Here is a 16,600-nt window from a genome sequence, read left to right on the forward strand (position 1 = left end):
ATCGGCGCGCTGGTCGGGCCGCTCGCGCGGCACCGCGGCCTCGACTTCGAACTCCAGCTCGCCGCCGACGTCCCGCGCGGCGTGCACGGCGATTGCAGCCGGATCCGCCAGATCCTGCTCAACCTGCTGGGCAACGCGGTGAAGTTCACCGAGCGCGGCGGCGTGACGCTGCGGGTTATGCGCTCGGCGGACGTCGTGCGTTTCGTCGTGGCCGATACCGGGCCCGGTCTGTCGGCGGCGCAGTGCGCGAAGCTGTTCCGCCGGTTCCAGCAGGCCGATGGCGCGCGCACCGCCGCGCGGTACGGCGGCAGTGGCCTCGGGCTGGCGATCAGCACCGAACTCGCGCAGGCGATGGGCGGCCGCATCGGCGTGCAGAGCACGCCGGGCGAGGGCGCCGCCTTCCACGTCGACCTGCCCTTGCGCGAGGCGGTGCCGTCATCCGAGCCGGCCTCGCAGGCACGGACGGAGATGCGCCCGCTGTCGCTGCTGCTCGTCGAGGACGATCCGACCGTGGCCGCGGTGGTGAAGGGCCTGCTGGAGGCGGGCGGACACCGGGTCCGGCACGTCGCGCACGGGCTCGCGGCGATGGCGGAGATCCACCTGCAGCGCTTCGATGCGGCGCTGCTCGACCTCGACCTGCCGGGCATGGACGGGTTCGCGCTCGCGCGGCAGTTGCGCGCGTCCGGTTTCGAGGCGCCGCTGGTCGCGGTGACCGCGCGCGCCGACGTGGACGCCGAGCCGCGTTCGCGCGAGGCCGGATTCGACGCGTTCCTGCGCAAGCCGGTCACCGGCGCGATGCTGCGCGAGGTGCTCGAACGGCGCACTCAGCCGCTCGACGCCTGAAGCTCCGCAGCACTCCGGTCGCGTGATGCGACCCGAGGCGGCAGCGCTCAGCGTGCGCTGAGCGAATGCACCGCGTCGACCAGCACGGCGACGTGCTCGGGTGACATGTCCGGCGACATGCCGTGGCCGAGGTTGAACACGTGGCCCTCGCGCGAGCCGCCGTTGCCGTCGCGGTACGCATTGAGCGCACGGCCGACTTCCCGACGGATCGCCTCGGGCGACGCATACAGCGTCACCGGGTCCAGGTTGCCCTGCAGCGCGACGCGTCCGCCCGTGCGCCGCGCGGCGTCGCCGAGGTCCACCGTCCAGTCGACGCCGACGCCTTCCGCGCCGGTCGCGGCCAGTGCTTCGAGGTACGCGCCGTTGCCCTTGCCGAACAGGATCAGCGGGGCCCGGTCCGCGCCGTCGCCGCGCGGCAGCTCACGCGCGATGCGCTCGAGGTAGCGCAGCGAGAACTCGCGGTACATCGCGGGCGACAGCACGCCGCCCCAGGTATCGAACACCTGCATCGCCTGCGCGCCTGCGAGGCGCTGCGCGTCGAGGTAGGCGATGACGGCGTCGGTGGTGACGTCGAGCAGGCAGTGCATTGCCGCCGGGTCGTTCAGCGCGAGCGACTTCACGCGCGCGAAGTCCTTGCTGCCGCCGCCCTCGACCATGTAGCAGGCCAGCGTCCACGGGCTGCCGGAGAAACCGATCAGCGGCACGCGTCCGCCCAGCTCGCGCCGGATCAGCGACACCGCATCGGTGACGTAGCGCAGGTCCGTGCCGACGTCGGGCACCGCGAGCTTCGCGATGTCGGCGGCGGTGCGGACCGGTCGCTCGAACTTCGGGCCTTCGCCTTCGACGAAATACAGCCCCAGACCCATCGCATCCGGCACCGTGAGGATGTCGGAGAACAGGATCGCGGCGTCGAGCGGGAAACGCTCGAGCGGCTGGATCGTGACCTCGCAGGCCAGTTCCGGATTCTTCGCCATGGCCAGGAAGCTGCCGGCGCGCGCCCGCGTGGCGCGGTACTCCGGCAGGTAGCGGCCGGCCTGGCGCATCAGCCACACGGGCGTGCGGTCGACGGGCTCGCGGCGCAGCGCGCGGAGGAAGCGGTCGTTCTGGAGCGGGGCATGCGGCATCGGACGGGTCTCGAACGTCGCTTCGGGAAGCGTGGGGAAAAGATGCGCGCTCAGCGCGGCGTCGCGCCTTCGGCGAACATCAGCTGGAAGCCGCGCTTGATCTGCTGGTCGCGCGCGCTCTCCAGTGCCTGGATCGCGGCCTGCTGGTCGAGGAACTGCTCGCGACGCACGGTGCTCTTGCCGCCAATCTGGCCGGTCTCGCGCACGAGGGTCCAGCCGCCGAGGAGGTCGGGCTGGAGCATGAGCTGGACGAAGCGCGGGGCCTCGCGGCCTTCGGGCCGTTGTTGCAGGAGCAGTCGCATCCGCGGAATTGTAGCGGCTGCGTTGCGCCGGCCGCGTCGGCGCGGCGATCAGGCCCGGAGGACCTCGAGCACCGCGACCTCCGGAACGTCGCGGACGATCGCGCCCCGGCCGAGGCCGTCCCACAGGATGAAGCGCAGGCCGGCGGCATCGGCCTTCTTGTCCAGGCGCATGCGCGCGAGCAGGGCGCCCGCGTCGAGACCGCCCGGCACCGCGGTGGGCAGGCCGAACCGTGCCAGCAGGTGCTCGAGCCGATCGGCATCGGCCGACGGCGCGCGGCCCAGCGCGGCGGACAGGCGCGCTGCCCGCACCATGCCGACCGCCACCGCCTCGCCGTGCACGAGGCCGCCGGCAGCGCCCGCATAGCCCTGTTCGGTCTCGATGGCATGGCCGAACGTGTGGCCGAAATTCAGCAGCGCACGCTCGCCGCGCTCGAACGGATCCCGCGCGACGACCTGCGCCTTGTACGCGCAGGACCGCAGCACGGCGTCGCCGAGGGCGTCCGGGTCGCGGGCGAGCAGTGCGTCGGCGTGGGCCTCCAACCAGTCGAGGAACGCCGCGTCGAACACGGCGCCGTACTTCACCACCTCCGCCAGGCCGGCACGCAGCTCGCGCTCGGGCAGCGTCGCCAGGCAGGCGGTATCGGCGACCACCGCGCACGGTGGATGGAACGCGCCGACCAGGTTCTTCCCCGCCGGCAGGTCGACCGCGGTCTTGCCGCCCACCGACGAATCGACCATCGCCAGCAGCGTGGTCGGCACCTGGACGACGTCGATGCCGCGCATCCAGCAGGCCGCGGCGAACCCCGCGAGGTCGCCGACGACGCCGCCGCCGAGCGCGACCACGGTCGCATCGCGCGTGGCGCCCAGGCGTGCGAGGGCGTCGATCACCTCGCGCCAGGCGTCGAGCGTCTTCTCGGCCTCGCCGGGCGCCATCACGTGCACGCCGACCGCGAGCGCCGGCCGGTGCCGCGCCAGGCTCGCCTGCAGCACCGGCAAGTGCAGCCGCGCAACGTTCGCGTCGGTCACCACCAGCACGTGCCGACCGCGCACCGCTTCGGCCAGCGCGCGGCCGAAGCGGACGAGGCCCGGGCCGACGTGGATCGGATACGCGCCGCGTGGGCTCTCGACGTCGAGGTGACGCCACGCGCCGGGCGGTGCGTCCGCCAACGCCGCCGCGGCCTCGACCGCCTGGATCACCGCCTGCGTATCGCGGCCGGTCGTGTCGATGCGCAGGTCGGCGACTGACGCGTAGAGCGGCGTGCGCGCCTCCGCCATGGCCCGCAGCACCGTCCCGCGATCGCTCTGCGCGAGCAGCGGGCGATCGGTCGACGCCGCGAGGCGCGCGGATTGCGTGTCCACGTCCGCATGCAGGTGCACCACCGCGGCGGACTCGCGCATGCGTCGACGGCTGTCCGCGTCGAGCACCGCACCGCCGCCCGTCGCGATCACCGCGCCGTCGAGCAGCAATGCCTCCGCCAGCGTCGCGGCTTCCAGCGTGCGGAAGGCCGCCTCGCCGTCGTGCGCGAAGATCTCGACGACCGTTCGACCGGTGCGCGCCTCGATCAGCGAATCGAGGTCGACGAACGGCCGCTGCCAGCGTTCGGCGAGCGCACGGCCGACGGTCGTCTTGCCGGCCCCGGTCGGCCCCACCAGCACCCACGAACGCCGGCGATTCATGCGATCACCGCCGGCGTCGGCACGCCGCGCGCAGTGGCGGCGATCGATCGAGCGATCACAGCGGACAGGGGTGCGGCCGGCGCGGCGTGCAGGGTCTCGGGCATCGCATCACAATACCGCGATGGAGATCCCCGACCTGCTCGCCGACGCACTCGCCACCTTCGACCGCCTGTTCGCACAGGCCGGCGACGCCGGCGAGCCCGATCCCACCGCGATGGCCGTGGCTACCGCGGCGCTCGACGCGCGGCCATCGGTGCGCATGGTGCTGCTCAAGGCGCACGACGCGCGCGGCTTCGTGTTCTACACGCACATGGACGGTCGCAAGGGCCGCGAGTTGCAGGCCAATCCGCAGGCCGCGCTGCTGTTCCACTGGCCGCGCGTGGCCAACGGCGTGCAGGTGCGCATCGAGGGCGAGGTGGTGACGGTGGGCGACGACGAAGCCGACGCCTACTTCGCGTCGCGCCCGCGCGGCAGCCAGCTCGGCGCGTGGGCATCGAAGCAGTCCGAAACACTCGAATCCGCGGGCGAGTTCGACGCGCGCCTGGCGCAGGTCGAGCACGAATTCCACGGGCGGGACGTGCCGCGGCCGGCGCGCTGGACCGGCTTCCGGGTGAAGCCGCGGCGCATCGAGTTCTGGTACGGCGCGCAGTTCCGCCTGCACGAGCGCCACGTCTACGAGCGCGACGCCGCGGGGGACTGGACCACGCGGATGCTCTACCCGTGACGGGACCGCGCCGCATCGTCTGCCTCACCGAGGAGCCGACGGAAACGCTCTACGCGCTCGGCGAGGACCACCGCATCGTCGGCATCAGCGGCTTCACGGTCAGGCCGGCGCGCGCACGCAAGGAGAAGCCGAAGGTCAGCGCGTTCACAAGCGCGAAGATCGACGAGATCCTCAAGCTCGCGCCGGACATGGCGATCGGCTTCTCCGACATCCAGGCCGACATCGCGTCGGAGCTGATCCGCCGCGGCGTCGAGGTGTGGATCAGCAACCATCGCAGCGTCGAGGGCATCCTCGACTACATCCGCCGCCTCGGCGCGCTGGTCGGCGCCCACGAGCACGCGAACGCGTATGCCGACGCGCTGGCGCGCGACCTCGACGCGATCCGCGCGGCCGGCCGCGCCCTGCCGGTGCGGCCGAAGGTCTACTTCGAGGAATGGGACACGCCGATCATCAGCGGCATCCGCTGGGTCGCCGAACTGGTCGAGATCGCGGGCGGCATCGACCTGCTGCCGGCGCGCTCGATCGAGCCGCTGGCGAAGCAGCGCATCGTCGCCGACGAACGCGAAATCATCGACGCAGCGCCGGACATCATCATCGGCTCGTGGTGCGGCAAGAAGTTCCGCCCCGATCGCGTCGCCGCGCGTCCGGGCTGGCAGAACGTGCCGGCGGTGCGCGACGGCGAGCTGCACGAAATCAAGTCGCCCCTGATTCTCCAGCCCGGGCCGGCCGCGCTCACCGACGGCGTGCGCGAGCTTCAGCGGATCGTGCAGGCGTGGGCGGCAAAGCGGACCTGAGCGTCAGCGCGGATAGAAGTCGCGCGTGAACTGCAGGGTCGACGCCGCGGTGCCGTAATTCACCACCACGTCGAAGCGCAGGGTTTCGGGCGGGGCGATGTCGACCGTGCCGACGTAATCCACCGACCCGTCGATCTCGAGCGGACGCAGCGCGATCGGCGTTGCCGCCGCCGACCCCGCCGATGCGCGCGCTTCGATCGTAAGCGTCGGCGGAAGCGGCGCGTCGCCGTCGCGCCGCGCGCTCACCAGCAGCAGCGCGATGCGATCGGAGCGCTCCAGTCCGTACCGTTGCGCGATCGACGCGTCGAGCGTCGACGTCTGCACGACGCTCGCATGCACGGTGACGTCCCCCACGCGCGCCTGCGCCTCCTGCGCGGCGGCACTGGCCGAGGCGGTGGCGGGGGTCGAATCGCGGCCGCAGCCCGCGAGGGCGGTGGCGACGAGGAGGGCGAGGGCGATCGTGCGCATGGGCGGCCTCAATCGTTGGCGGCGGAGAGTTCGCGGCCACGCTGCGTGGCGCGGTCGATGGCGCGGTCGACCAGCGATTCGAAGCCGCCGGCCTGCAGCGTTTCGATCGCCGCCTGTGTGGTGCCGTTCGGCGAGGTGACGCGCGCGCGCAACACCGAGGCGGGCTCGCCCGACCGCGCGAGCATCGCGGCGGCACCCGCGAGCGTCTGCTGCACCAGCAGCGCGGCGGCGTCGGCCGGCAGGCCCTGGCGCTCCGCCGCGGCCTGCATCGCCTCCGCCAGCAGGAAGACGTACGCAGGGCCGCTGCCGGACACCGCGGTGACCGCGTCCATCAATGACTCGTCGGCGATCCATGCGGTCGGGCCGGCGGCGCGCAGCAGCGCTTCGGTGTCGTCGCGCTGCGCGGCGCTGACCGCCGGCGTGGCGAACAGCCCGGTGACGCCCTGGCCGATCAGCGCGGGCGTGTTCGGCATCGCACGCACCACCGCGCGGCCGCCGCCCAGCCAACGGTTGAGTTGCGCGCTGGTGATGCCCGCGGCGATCGAAACGATGAGCGGATTCGACGCCGCGATCCCCGCCAGCTCGCCGCAGACGTCGCGCATCACCTGCGGCTTCACCGCGAGCAGGCAGGTCGACGCCCCCTGCGCGGCCTCGGCGGCGTTCGCGAACACCCGCACGCCGAAGTCCCGCGCCAGCGCGTCGCGCAGGCCATCGACCGGCTCGGCCACGCGGATGGACGACGGCGGCCGGCCCTGCGCGACCAGCCCGCCGATGAGGCTGCGGGCCATGTTGCCGCCGCCGATGAAGGCGATCTCGGGAAGCGGGGCGTTCGTCATCGATGCGGTCCTCGATCGGGTACCGCAGGATAGCCCGCGCGCGATGTCGCTCAGCGCCCGCGTTCGCGCCGCAGGCGCCACAGCAGCGTGAGCGTGGCCGCGCCCAGCACGAGCGCGATCGCGAGCAGGACATACGCGCCGGCCAGCACCTGCGCACCGAGGCGACACGCCGCCTGCGTCGCGTCCAGGCGGCTCGGGCCGCAGCGTTCGAACCGCAGCGACGCGAGGACGATCGCGATCGCGAGCGTCGCCAGCCCGCCGAGTCCCGCCGCCAGCGTCGCCGCGGTCATCCGCAGCAGCCTGCGCAGGCCGACGGCGCTCACGTCGCGCGCGGCGGTCGCGCGCCGAACAGTGCGCTGCCGATGCGCACCATCGTCGCGCCTTCGCCGAGCGCCAGCAGGTAGTCGTCGCTCATGCCCATCGACAGCGTGTCGACGCCCGGATGCGCGGCGCGCAGCGCGTCGAAGAGCTGCTTCGCGGCGCGGAACGCGGGTCGGCGCGCTTCGAGGTCCGGCCACGGCGCGGGACTGATCATCAGCCCGCGCAGTCGCAGCGTGGGTTCCGCGGCGACCGCGGCCGCGAGCGCGGGCACCTCGTCGGGATGGCAGCCGTGCTTGGACGACTCGTCGTCGACGTTGACCTGCAGCAGCACGTTGAGCGGTTCGCGGTCGGCCGGGCGGTGGCGGGCCAGCGCGGCGGCGATGGAGGGGCGGTCGACCGACTGCACCCAGTCGAAGGCCACGGCCGCTTCCCGGGCCTTGTTGCCCTGCAGGTGACCGATCAGGTGCCAGGTGAGCGGCACTGCGACGCCGGCCGCTTCAAGCTCCTGCCGCTTGCGCAGGGCCTCCTGCACGTAGTTCTCGCCGAAATCGCGCTGCCCGGCGGCCGCGAGTTCCGCGATCGCAGTCGCAGGTTGCAGTTTCGAAACGGCGACCAGTACGGGCGGATTGCATCCGGCCGCGGCAGCCGCGCTATAAAGGGTTTCGGAGACCTCGCGAAGGGCGTCGGCGAGCACGTCGGTGTCCTTGGAACCGGCCGATTGCCGGGGCAGGGCGGGGTCCTATACTGCCCTCAGGGGGTCCGGACGGCCACGGCCGCGCGGATCGGAGGGATCGATTCTCACGGGGAACACAATGGATATCGCCGAGCTGCTGGCCTTTTCGGTCAAGAACAAGGCGTCGGACCTTCACCTGTCGGCCGGCCTGCCGCCGATGATCCGCGTCGATGGCGACGTGCGCCGCATCAACATCCCGGCGCTCGAGCACAAGCAGGTGCATGCGCTGGTGTACGACATCATGTCGGACAAGCAGCGACGCGACTACGAAGAGTTCCTCGAGGTCGACTTCTCGTTCGAGATCCCGGGCCTCGCGCGCTTCCGCGTGAACGCGTTCAACCAGAACCGGGGCGCCGCGGCGGTCTTCCGCACCATTCCGTCGGAAGTGCTCACGCTGGAAGACCTCGGCTGCCCGCCGATCTTCCGCGACCTGATCAACCAGCCCCAGGGCCTGATCCTCGTCACCGGGCCGACCGGCTCGGGCAAGTCGACCACGCTCGCGGCGATGCTCGACCACATCAACAAGCACGAGTACGCGCACCTGCTGTCGGTCGAAGACCCGATCGAGTTCGTGCACACCTCGCAGAAGTGCCTGATCAACCAGCGCGAGGTCCATCGCGACACGCATGGCTTCAACGAAGCCCTGCGCTCGGCGCTGCGCGAGGATCCCGACTACATCCTGGTCGGCGAGTTGCGCGACCTCGAGACGATCCGCCTCGCGCTCACCGCCGCGGAAACCGGCCATCTCGTGTTCGGCACGCTGCATACGTCGTCGGCCGCGAAGACGATCGACCGCATCATCGACGTGTTCCCCGCCGGCGAGAAGCCGATGGTGCGTTCGATGCTGTCGGAGTCGCTGCGCGCGGTGATCTCGCAGGCGCTGCTCAAGAAGGTCGGCGGCGGTCGTACGGCGGCCTGGGAAATCATGGTCGGCACGCCGGCCATCCGTAACCTGATCCGCGAGGACAAGGTCGCCCAGATGTACTCGTCGATCCAGACGGGTCAGGCGGCCGGCATGATGACGCTCGACCAGCACCTGCAGGACCTCGTGAAGCGCGGCCTCATCCTCAAGCCGCAGGCCCGCGAGTACGCGCGGGACAAGCGCCTGTTCGAGTGAGTCCGAACGCCCGCCTTCGGGCGGGCTCCGTGGCGCGGGCCACCGCGCGCCCCGGAGCGATGTCGTCGCGGTGGCCGGTCGCCGGACGCGGCCCACCTGAGAAGTCACGCGGAGATCCCCCATGAGCACGTCCCCCGCTTCCCCCTCGCCGGCCGCAAGTCCCGGCTCGATCGACTTCTCGTCGTACCTGAAGCTGATGGCGCAGCACCGCGCCTCGGACCTCTTCATCACGGCCGGCATGCCGCCGTCGATCAAGATCCACGGCAAGATTTCGCCGATCACGCAGCAGCCGCTCACGCCGCAGCAATCGCGCGACCTCGTGCTCAGCGTGATGAACCCGCAGCAGCGCGAGGAGTTCGAGAAGACCCACGAGTGCAACTTCGCGATCGGCGTGGCCAACGTCGGCCGCTTCCGCGTGAGCTGCTTCTACCAGCGCAACCAGGTCGGCATGGTGCTGCGCCGCATCGAGAGCCAGATCCCGACGGTCGACGAGTTGCAGCTGCCGCCGATCATCAAGACGCTCGCGATGACCAAGCGCGGCATCATCATGTTCGTCGGCGCCACCGGCACGGGTAAGTCGACCTCGCTCGCTGCGATGATCGGCTACCGCAACAAGAACTCGACCGGCCACATCATCACGATCGAGGACCCGATCGAGTTCGTGCACAAGCACGAGGGCTGCATCATCACGCAGCGCGAGGTCGGCATCGACACCGACAGCTGGGAAGCCGCGCTGCGCAACACGCTGCGCCAGGCGCCCGACGTGATCATGATCGGCGAGGTGCGCACGCGCGAAGGCATGGACCACGCGATCGCGTTCGCCGAGACCGGCCACCTCGTGCTGTGCACGCTGCACGCGAACAACGCCAACCAGGCGATGGACCGCATCATCAACTTCTTCCCGGAAGACCGCCGCACGCAGCTGCTGATGGACCTCTCGCTCAATCTCAAGGGCGTAGTCGCGCAGCAGCTGATCCCGACGCCGGACGGCAAGGGCCGCCGCGTCGCGATGGAGATCCTGCTCGGCACGCCGCTGGTGCAGGACTACATCCGCGACGGCGAGATCCACAAGCTCAAGGAGGTCATGAAGGAATCGACCAACCTGGGCATGAGGACCTTCGACCAGGCGCTGTTCGAGCTGTACCAGGCCGGGGAGATCTCCTACGAGGACGCCCTGCGCTTCGCCGACTCGCAGAACGAGGTGCGCCTGCGCATCAAGCTCGCGCAGGGCGGCGACGCCCGCACGCTGGCCGCGGGCCTGGGCGACGTCGGGATGGCCGACCTGCGCTGATCCGGCGGTCGCCGGACGGCAGCGATGGGGCGCCTTCGGGCGCCCTGTTCGTTCGGGGGCTTCCTTCTTCCGGCATCCGGTGGGCAGAATGCAGGCATGTCACTGCCCGACAGCCCGACGCCCCTCGCGAACCAGCTGCTGATCGCGTTGCCGTCGCTCTCGGGCTCCGGCTTCTCGAAGAGCGTCGCGCTGATCTGCCAGCACGACGAGGACGGAGCGCTCGGCATCGTCGTCAACCGACCGTCCGAGTACACGGTGGGCGAGGTGCTGGAGCAGATGGGTTTCGACGGCGGCTCCGAGGCGATGCGCGCCCAGCCGGTGCTCAACGGCGGCCCGGTGCACCGCGAGCGCGGCTTCGTGATCCATGACGGCGGCCCGCAGTGGGATTCCACCCTGGCGATCGGCGACGACCTCTACCTGACCACCTCGCGCGAGATCCTGGAGGCGATGTCGAAGGGCGAAGGCCCGGACCACGCCGTGATCGCGCTCGGCTGCGCCGGCTGGGGCGCCGGGCAACTCGAGCAGGAACTCACCGCCGACAACAGCTGGCTGACCGCGCCGGCCGACCCGGCGCTGCTGTTCGACACCCCGCTCGAGGAGCGCTGGCAGGCCGCGGCCGGCCGGATCGGTGTCGACCTGGCGCGGCTGGCCGATTACACGGGGCACGCCTGACCATGGGCGCGACGACGGTCCTCGGCTTCGACGTCGGCGCGCGCAGGATCGGCGTCGCGGTCGGCAGCGTGTTCGGTTGCGGCGCGCGGCCGGTGGCCGTGGTCGACGTACATGCGAGCGGCCCCGACTGGCCGGCGATCGAAAAGCTGGTACGCGAATGGCGCCCCGACGGCTTCGTCGTCGGCGACCCGATGACGCTCGACGGCGGCGACCAGCCGATCCGCAAGCGCGCCCACGCCTTCGCACGCGACCTCGGGCGCCGCTTCGGCAAGCCCGTCATGCTGATCGACGAGCGCTCCTCGTCGGTCGAGGCCGCGCAGCGTTTCGCGGTCGAACGGGCGCAGGGCGGCAAGCGTCGCCGCGACGCGCAGGTGCTCGACGCCGTCGCGGCCGCCATCATCATCGAGCGCTGGCTGGCCTCGCCGGCCGATGCGGTCGAGCTCGAAGCCACCCTCACCGGATAGACCATGCAGCACCTGCTCACGCTCGACGGCATGCCCCGCGCCACCGTCGTCGAGCTGCTCGACCGCGCGCAGCACTTCGCCGACCTGGCGGGCGATTCCGACGCGCTGCGCGGCACCGCGGTCTGCACGCTGTTCTTCGAGCCGTCCACGCGCACGCGCATGAGCTTCCAGCTGGCCGCGCAACGCCTCGGCGCGCACGTGCTGAACTTCGATGTTTCGACGTCGTCGGCCCGCAAGGGCGAGACCGCGCTCGACACCATGCGCAACCTCGAAGCGATGGGCGTGCGCGGCTTCATCGTGCGACATCACGACGACGGCGCCGTCGCGCGCCGGGCCGACGCGGCGCGTCCCGGTACGGCGCTGGTGAATGCCGGCGACGGACGCAGCGCGCATCCCACGCAGGGTCTGCTCGACATGCTGACCCTGCGGCAGGCCAAGGGCGAGGATTTCGCGCGCCTGAAGATCGCCATCGTCGGCGACGTGAAGCATTCGCGCGTCGCGCGGTCGGACCTGCACGCCCTGCGCGCACTCGGTGCCGCGGACGTGCGCGTCTGCGCACCGTCGGCGCTGTTGCCGGACGACGCGACCCTCGCCGGGTGTCACGTCACGCACGACCTGGACGAGGCCATCGACGGCGCCGACGCCGTGATGACGCTGCGCCTGCAGCGCGAACGCATGGAGGATGGGCTGGTCGACTCGCTCGAGGGCTACCACCGCGATTACGGCATCACCGCGACGCGGCTCGCGCGCGCGGCGCCGGACGCCGTGGTGATGCATCCCGGCCCGATCAACCGGGGCGTGGAGATCACCGACGAAGTGGCCGACGGGCCACGGTCGTTGATCCTGCGCCAGGTTGCGAACGGCGTCGCCGTGCGCATGGCGGTGCTGGAGCGGTTGCTCGCCGGCTGAGCCGGCGTCAGGCCTCGACCGGTTCGCCTTCCAGCGCCTGCAGCGTCGCGAGCAGGCGCGCGTCCCGGCTGCGCGTGGCCGCGGTGGGCGATACGCGGGCCGTGTCGTCGATCGCATCCGCGATCCGCAGCGCGTGCAGCATCGAAAGGCGATCGGCGGCGACGAGCGTGCGTGCCAGCGGGGCATCGTCCTGCGACGGCGACGCCATCGCCGCGAGTGCGCTGCACAGGCGTGCCTCCATGCGCCAGTGCGCCGCGGCGCGCGCGGAAAGTTCAGACGCGAGCGCGAGGAAGGCGGGTGCGAACCCCGGGTCGGCAGCGGCCTGCGCGAGGAGCGTGCGCGGCATCATCCGCAGCAGCGCGGCCAATCCGGTGGAGGCGATGACGGAAGCGAGCTGCGCTTCGCCGGCGTCGCAGACCGCGGCCGCGGCGAGTTCACCGCAGAGCCACGTGCGCGCTTCCGCCTGCCGCGAAAGCCATTCGCCGCAGCGCGCCGCCTGCTGCGAGGGATCGGCCTGCAGGATCGGACGCATCACGCTGGTGAGCACGACGTAGCGCAGCCCGTCGTTGCCGATCACGCCGACGGCCTGGGGCAGGGCGGTGATCGGCGCGCCGCGTCGGTAGTGGGCGCTGTTGGCCACGCGCACCACTTCGCCGGCGAGCGTCGGATCGCGCGTGAGCAGCGCGGCCAGGGAATTGGCGTCGCTGTCGTCGCGACGCAGCGCCGAGAGCAGCTGCGGCACGAGCGCGGGCAGGCGGGGCAGGCGCGCCACGTCGAGGCGCTCGGCGTGGGTCGTCAGGCGCGACAGGATGTCCTGCGCGAGTCCATCGGCCGGCGTCTCGCCCGGGGGCGCGTCGAGGAGATGGCGCACGAAGGCGGAGGCGAGGACACCCGGCTCGACCACCGAGGCATCGCCGCCATCGGCGAACGTCTCGTCCAACCCGGCGGGCGCCGGCACGGAATCGAGGTCGGCCGGCATCCCGGCCGCGGAGCGGCCCTGCAGGCGGCGCAGCAGGCGCGTAAGCATCGGAAATCCCCTTCCCTGGCCGACCGTCGGACGACCGGTCCCCGGAATCTTAGCGGCTGCGGGCGCGCCTACTTGAGCAGGAACAGCGTCGCGAGTCCCAGGAACGAGAAATAGCCCATCACGTCGGTGACGGTGGTCAGGAAGATGCCGCTGGCGAGCGCCGGGTCGAAGCCGAGCCGGCGCAGCGACAGCGGGATCAGCACGCCGGCGGTCGCGGCCGCGAGCTGGTTGATCACCAGCGCGGCGCCGATGACCACGCTCAGGCCCCAGTCCTGGTAGCGCAGCTGCACGATCGTGCCGAGGATGAGCCCGAGCGCCATCGAGGTGAGCAACGCGACCTTGCATTCCTTCCACAGCAGCGCGAGGTAGTTCGAGAAGCCGACCTGGCCCAGCGCGAGGCCGCGCACCATCAGCGCCAGCACCTGCGTGCCCGCATTGCCGCCCATGCCGGCGACGATCGGCATCAGCACCGCGAGCGCGACGAGCTTCTCGATGGAGCCTTCGAACTGGCCGACGACGTACGACGTCACGAAGGCGGTGGCGAGGTTGATCGTGAGCCAAAGCAGGCGTCGCCGGGTCGCACGCGGCACCGGGCTGAAGAGATCCTCGTCCTCGTCGAGGCCCGCGGCCGACAGCGCCTGGTGCTCGGCCTGCTCGCGGATGATGTCGACGACGTCATCGATGGTGATGCGGCCGAGCAGGATGTTGCCGCCGTCGACCACCGGCGCGCTCACCCAGTCGTGGTCGGAGAACTGCCGCGCGACTTCGCCGGCGGTCTCGCCGACGTAGATCGCGTCCTGCTCGTCGTCGACGAGGCGGTTGATCGGCGTGGACGGCTCCTGCGTAAGCAGGTCGGCGAGCGCGATGCGGCCCTGGTACTGGTGGCGCCGGCTGACGACGTACAGGTGGTCGGTGTGCTCCGGCAGCTCGCCGCGCAGGCGCAGGTAGCGCAGCACGACCTCGATGGTGGTGTCGGCGCGCACCGTCACCACGTCGGGGTTCATCAGGCGCCCGGCGGTGTCCTCGGGGTACGACAGCACCTGCTCGAGGCGCTCGCGGTTGTCGCGGTCCATCGACAGCAGGACCTGCTCGATCACTGCGTCAGGCAGGTCCTCGACGAGGTCGGCGAGGTCGTCGATGTCGAGGTCCTCGACCGCCGCGACGATCTCGTCGGGGTCCATCTCCGCGAGCAGGCCCTCGCGCACCTCGTCGCCGACGTGCACCAGCACCTCGCCGTCGTCCTCGGCGTCGACGAGCCCCCACACCACCGTGCGCTTGGCCGGCGGCAGCGATTCGAGGAGGTTGCCGATCTCGGCGGCCGAGAGCGTGTTGACGAGGCGGCGGACCGGGCCGAGCCGCCCGCTGTCGAGCGCGTCCGACAGCAGCCTGAGCTGCCGCGCGGTCTTCTCGTGGCGGACGGATTCGGCCATGCGCGCGTCCCGGCGGGGACCGGTGGGTCCGTGGGAAAGGTCGCAGCCGCCGGCACGGATGCCGCGCGACCAGGGTCAAAGGTTCATGCGCGCATTATCGCCGCTGCGTCGCGCGATGGACAGCCGCGGCGCACGTTTCGCTGGACGGCTCAGGCCCCGACGCCCGCGAGCCAGCGCTCGATGGCCTCGCGGTCGCGGGCGCGCAGCAACGCCGACCGCTTGGCCTGGAGCGCAGCGAAGTCGCAGTCGCGGATGCGCTGCCGCACCTCGAGCATCGTCCCGGGATGCAGGCTGAAGTCGGTGAGCCCGAGCGCGAGCAGTAGCGGCGCGTACTCCGGCGCCGCGGCCATTTCGCCGCAGACCGCGATCGGACAGGCATGGCGCTGCGCGAGCCGGATCGTGTCGCGCAGCACGCGGATCACCGCGGGATGCAGCGGCGTGTACAGGCGTCCGAGACCTTCGTGGTTGCGATCGACCGCGAGCAGGTACTGCACGAGGTCGTTCGTGCCGACCGACAGGAAATCGACCTCGCGGATGAAGGCGGGCAGCGCGAGCGCGGCCGCGGGCACCTCGATCATCACGCCCAGCGGCACGTCGTCGCCCAGCGGCAGGCCTTCGGCGCGCAGTTGGGCGGCGACGCGCGCCACCTCGCGGCGCACGGCAACCACTTCCTCGCCACACGTCACCATCGGCACCAGCAGGCGCACCCGTCCGTAGGCCGACGCGCGCAGGACAGCACGCAGCTGCGTCTCGAACAGCCCACGCCGCATCAGCGACAGGCGCACGCCGCGCAGGCCGAGCGCGGGATTGGGTTCATCGCGCAGCGTCAGCCCGGTGCGATCGGTCTTGTCCGCGCCGACGTCGAGCGTGCGGATCGTCACCGGCTGGCCGTTCATGCCCATGACGACGTCGCGGTACGCGCGGAACTGCTCGTCCTCGTCCGGCAGCTCGCTGCGCTGGAGGAACAGGAACTCGGTGCGGTAGAGGCCGACGCCCGCCGCGCCGAGCGCATGGGCTTCGGAGACGTCGTCCTGCGATTCGGCATTGGCGAACAGGCGGATGTCGACGCCGTCGAGCGTGCGCGTGGGCTCGCGGCGCAGGCGCGCGAGCTGGCGCCGCTCGCGCACGTGGCCACGCTCGCGCGCCTGGTGTTCGCGGAGATCGTCCGCGTTCGGCTCGATGACGACGCGCCCGCTGCCGCCGTCGACGATCAGTGCATCGCCGTCGTTGGTGAGATCGAGCGCGCCCTGGCAATCGACCACCAGCGGCATGTGCAGGCTGCGCGCGAGGATCGCGGTGTGGCCGAGCGGGCTGCCGCCCGTGGTCACCAGCCCCACGACGCCCTGCGCCTGCAGCTGCGCCATCTCCGCCGGGGCCACGCTTTCCGTCACCAGGATCTCGCCGGCGAAGCCGCGCAGCTCGCATTCGCGACGATGCAGCGCGGCGTGCACGCGGCCGATCACCTGGTCGATGTCCTCGACCCGGCTGCGGAAGTAGGGATCGTCCATCGCCTCGAACACGCCCGCGAGCCGATCGCGCTGCACGCGCAGCGCGTAGTCGGCGGTGAAGTGGCGGACGCGGACGAGCTCGTCGAGGCCGTGCAGCAGTTCGGGGTCGTCGAGCAGCAGCGCGTGCAGATCGAGGAACTCGCCGACCTCCTGCGCGAGCGCGCCGTGCAGCCGCGCACGCAGTACATGCATTTCGGCGCGCACCGCGTCGATCGCGCGATGCAGCCGCGCGAGTTCGGCCGGCGCCTCCTCGGGCAGCAGGTGCTGCTCGGCGATCTGCAGCGCGTGCGGCAGGCGCACCCGCGCGCGGCCGAGCACGGTGCCGCGGGACGCGCCCTGTCCGGTCAGCGCCTTGCGCAT

General features: G+C 71.7%; 18 protein-coding genes and 1 pseudogene. 8 read left to right on the forward strand and 11 right to left on the reverse strand.

Translation table 11 applies throughout. The features are described from left to right. The coding region (locus E4F61_RS07930) for an ATP-binding protein (RefSeq protein WP_133479136.1) at window positions 1–843 on the forward strand (843 nt) is incomplete at its 5' end. Between the two features lie 47 nt (window positions 844–890). Here the strand turns inward: E4F61_RS07930 and hemE are convergent. The 4 genes and pseudogenes from hemE to E4F61_RS14860 form a co-directional block, all read right to left on the reverse strand. After that, entirely contained in the window at window positions 891–1,967 is a 1,077-nt protein-coding gene (gene hemE, locus E4F61_RS07935) for a uroporphyrinogen decarboxylase (protein WP_133479137.1), read from the reverse strand. A 50-nt stretch (window positions 1,968–2,017) separates the two neighbouring features. Then, complete coding sequence (locus E4F61_RS07940) at window positions 2,018–2,269, reverse strand: WGR domain-containing protein (protein ID WP_133479138.1); 252 nt, start codon at window positions 2,267–2,269, stop codon at window positions 2,018–2,020. Between the two features lie 48 nt (window positions 2,270–2,317). Further along, window positions 2,318–3,436 (reverse strand): 3-dehydroquinate synthase, encoded by a 1,119-nt coding sequence (gene aroB, locus E4F61_RS07945; RefSeq protein ID WP_425480124.1) that lies wholly within the window; start codon window positions 3,434–3,436, stop codon window positions 2,318–2,320. Window positions 3,437–3,463: 27 nt separating this feature from the next. Beyond that, window positions 3,464–3,946, reverse strand: a pseudogene (locus E4F61_RS14860) (shikimate kinase); the annotation flags it as partial. Between the two features lie 127 nt (window positions 3,947–4,073). On the opposite strand from E4F61_RS14860, the gene pdxH reads away from it, so the two are divergent. Further along, on the forward strand, window positions 4,074–4,670 hold the full coding sequence (gene pdxH / locus E4F61_RS07950) for a pyridoxamine 5'-phosphate oxidase (protein ID WP_238382855.1): 597 nt from the start codon (window positions 4,074–4,076) through the stop codon (window positions 4,668–4,670). Further along, on the forward strand, window positions 4,643–5,464 hold the full coding sequence (locus E4F61_RS07955) for an ABC transporter substrate-binding protein (RefSeq protein ID WP_425480126.1): 822 nt from the start codon (window positions 4,643–4,645) through the stop codon (window positions 5,462–5,464). Before pdxH ends, E4F61_RS07955 begins: the two co-directional genes overlap by 28 nt. A gap of 3 nt (window positions 5,465–5,467) precedes the next feature. Here E4F61_RS07955 and E4F61_RS07960 read toward each other — a convergent pair whose 3' ends face one another. Genes E4F61_RS07960 through E4F61_RS07975 form a run of 4 tightly spaced genes read right to left on the reverse strand, consistent with a single transcriptional unit; the run spans window position 5,468 to window position 7,783 of the window. Next, window positions 5,468–5,932 (reverse strand): DUF4426 domain-containing protein, encoded by a 465-nt coding sequence (locus E4F61_RS07960; RefSeq protein WP_133479141.1) that lies wholly within the window; start codon window positions 5,930–5,932, stop codon window positions 5,468–5,470. An 8-nt stretch (window positions 5,933–5,940) separates the two neighbouring features. Further along, window positions 5,941–6,768 carry a pyrroline-5-carboxylate reductase gene (gene proC / locus E4F61_RS07965; protein ID WP_133479142.1) on the reverse strand — a complete coding sequence of 276 codons (828 nt, stop codon included), beginning with the start codon at window positions 6,766–6,768 and terminating at the stop codon, window positions 5,941–5,943. Between the two features lie 50 nt (window positions 6,769–6,818). Continuing rightward, window positions 6,819–7,091, reverse strand: coding sequence for a hypothetical protein (locus E4F61_RS07970; RefSeq protein ID WP_133479143.1), 273 nt, complete (start codon window positions 7,089–7,091; stop codon window positions 6,819–6,821). Beyond that, window positions 7,088–7,783, reverse strand: a complete 696-nt coding sequence (locus E4F61_RS07975; protein WP_133479144.1) for a YggS family pyridoxal phosphate-dependent enzyme — start codon at window positions 7,781–7,783, stop codon at window positions 7,088–7,090. The genes E4F61_RS07970 and E4F61_RS07975 overlap by 4 nt, the downstream gene beginning before the upstream one ends. Window positions 7,784–7,901: 118 nt before the next feature. Here E4F61_RS07975 and E4F61_RS07980 point away from each other — a divergent pair, with 118 nt between their 5' ends. The 5 genes from E4F61_RS07980 to E4F61_RS08000 all read left to right on the forward strand — a co-directional run bounded on the left by E4F61_RS07980 (window position 7,902) and on the right by E4F61_RS08000 (window position 12,275). Continuing rightward, entirely contained in the window at window positions 7,902–8,939 is a 1,038-nt protein-coding gene (locus tag E4F61_RS07980; protein ID WP_133479145.1) for a type IV pilus twitching motility protein PilT, read from the forward strand. Between the two features lie 121 nt (window positions 8,940–9,060). Continuing rightward, entirely contained in the window at window positions 9,061–10,230 is a 1,170-nt protein-coding gene (locus E4F61_RS07985; RefSeq protein ID WP_133479146.1) for a PilT/PilU family type 4a pilus ATPase, read from the forward strand. 96 nt (window positions 10,231–10,326) lie between these two features. Next, entirely contained in the window at window positions 10,327–10,902 is a 576-nt protein-coding gene (locus tag E4F61_RS07990) for a YqgE/AlgH family protein (RefSeq protein ID WP_133479147.1), read from the forward strand. A gap of 2 nt (window positions 10,903–10,904) precedes the next feature. Continuing rightward, window positions 10,905–11,366: a Holliday junction resolvase RuvX gene (ruvX, locus tag E4F61_RS07995; RefSeq protein ID WP_133479148.1), complete on the forward strand. Its 462-nt coding sequence runs from the start codon at window positions 10,905–10,907 to the stop codon at window positions 11,364–11,366. A 3-nt stretch (window positions 11,367–11,369) separates the two neighbouring features. Next, window positions 11,370–12,275 carry an aspartate carbamoyltransferase catalytic subunit gene (locus tag E4F61_RS08000; RefSeq protein WP_133479149.1) on the forward strand — a complete coding sequence of 302 codons (906 nt, stop codon included), beginning with the start codon at window positions 11,370–11,372 and terminating at the stop codon, window positions 12,273–12,275. Between the two features lie 7 nt (window positions 12,276–12,282). Here E4F61_RS08000 and E4F61_RS08005 read toward each other — a convergent pair whose 3' ends face one another. The 3 genes from E4F61_RS08005 to ptsP form a co-directional block, all read right to left on the reverse strand. Then, complete coding sequence (locus E4F61_RS08005; protein ID WP_133479150.1) at window positions 12,283–13,302, reverse strand: HDOD domain-containing protein; 1,020 nt, start codon at window positions 13,300–13,302, stop codon at window positions 12,283–12,285. A gap of 68 nt (window positions 13,303–13,370) precedes the next feature. Then, window positions 13,371–14,732 (reverse strand): magnesium transporter, encoded by a 1,362-nt coding sequence (gene mgtE, locus E4F61_RS08010; RefSeq protein ID WP_133479151.1) that lies wholly within the window; start codon window positions 14,730–14,732, stop codon window positions 13,371–13,373. 149 nt (window positions 14,733–14,881) lie between these two features. Beyond that, window positions 14,882–16,600, reverse strand: a complete 1,719-nt coding sequence (gene ptsP / locus E4F61_RS08015) for a phosphoenolpyruvate--protein phosphotransferase (RefSeq protein ID WP_133479152.1) — start codon at window positions 16,598–16,600, stop codon at window positions 14,882–14,884.

This window comes from Cognatilysobacter segetis, from assembly GCF_004359965.1.
Classification (GTDB): Bacteria; Pseudomonadota; Gammaproteobacteria; order Xanthomonadales; family Xanthomonadaceae; genus Cognatilysobacter; species Cognatilysobacter segetis.

Coding starts and splice junctions, on each gene's coding strand:
- E4F61_RS08000 (WP_133479149.1), top strand. CDS start 11,370: ATGCAGCACCTGCTCACGCTCGACGGCATGCCCCGCGCCACCGTCGTC.
- E4F61_RS07990 (WP_133479147.1), top strand. CDS start 10,327: ATGTCACTGCCCGACAGCCCGACGCCCCTCGCGAACCAGCTGCTGATC.
- mgtE (WP_133479151.1), bottom strand. CDS start 14,732: ATGGCCGAATCCGTCCGCCACGAGAAGACCGCGCGGCAGCTCAGGCTG.
- E4F61_RS07980 (WP_133479145.1), top strand. CDS start 7,902: ATGGATATCGCCGAGCTGCTGGCCTTTTCGGTCAAGAACAAGGCGTCG.
- proC (WP_133479142.1), bottom strand. CDS start 6,768: ATGACGAACGCCCCGCTTCCCGAGATCGCCTTCATCGGCGGCGGCAAC.
- ruvX (WP_133479148.1), top strand. CDS start 10,905: ATGGGCGCGACGACGGTCCTCGGCTTCGACGTCGGCGCGCGCAGGATC.
- E4F61_RS08005 (WP_133479150.1), bottom strand. CDS start 13,302: ATGCTTACGCGCCTGCTGCGCCGCCTGCAGGGCCGCTCCGCGGCCGGG.
- E4F61_RS07985 (WP_133479146.1), top strand. CDS start 9,061: ATGAGCACGTCCCCCGCTTCCCCCTCGCCGGCCGCAAGTCCCGGCTCG.
- E4F61_RS07940 (WP_133479138.1), bottom strand. CDS start 2,269: ATGCGACTGCTCCTGCAACAACGGCCCGAAGGCCGCGAGGCCCCGCGC.
- hemE (WP_133479137.1), bottom strand. CDS start 1,967: ATGCCGCATGCCCCGCTCCAGAACGACCGCTTCCTCCGCGCGCTGCGC.
- E4F61_RS07960 (WP_133479141.1), bottom strand. CDS start 5,932: ATGCGCACGATCGCCCTCGCCCTCCTCGTCGCCACCGCCCTCGCGGGC.
- ptsP (WP_133479152.1), bottom strand. CDS start 16,600: ATGCGCAAGGCGCTGACCGGACAGGGCGCGTCCCGCGGCACCGTGCTC.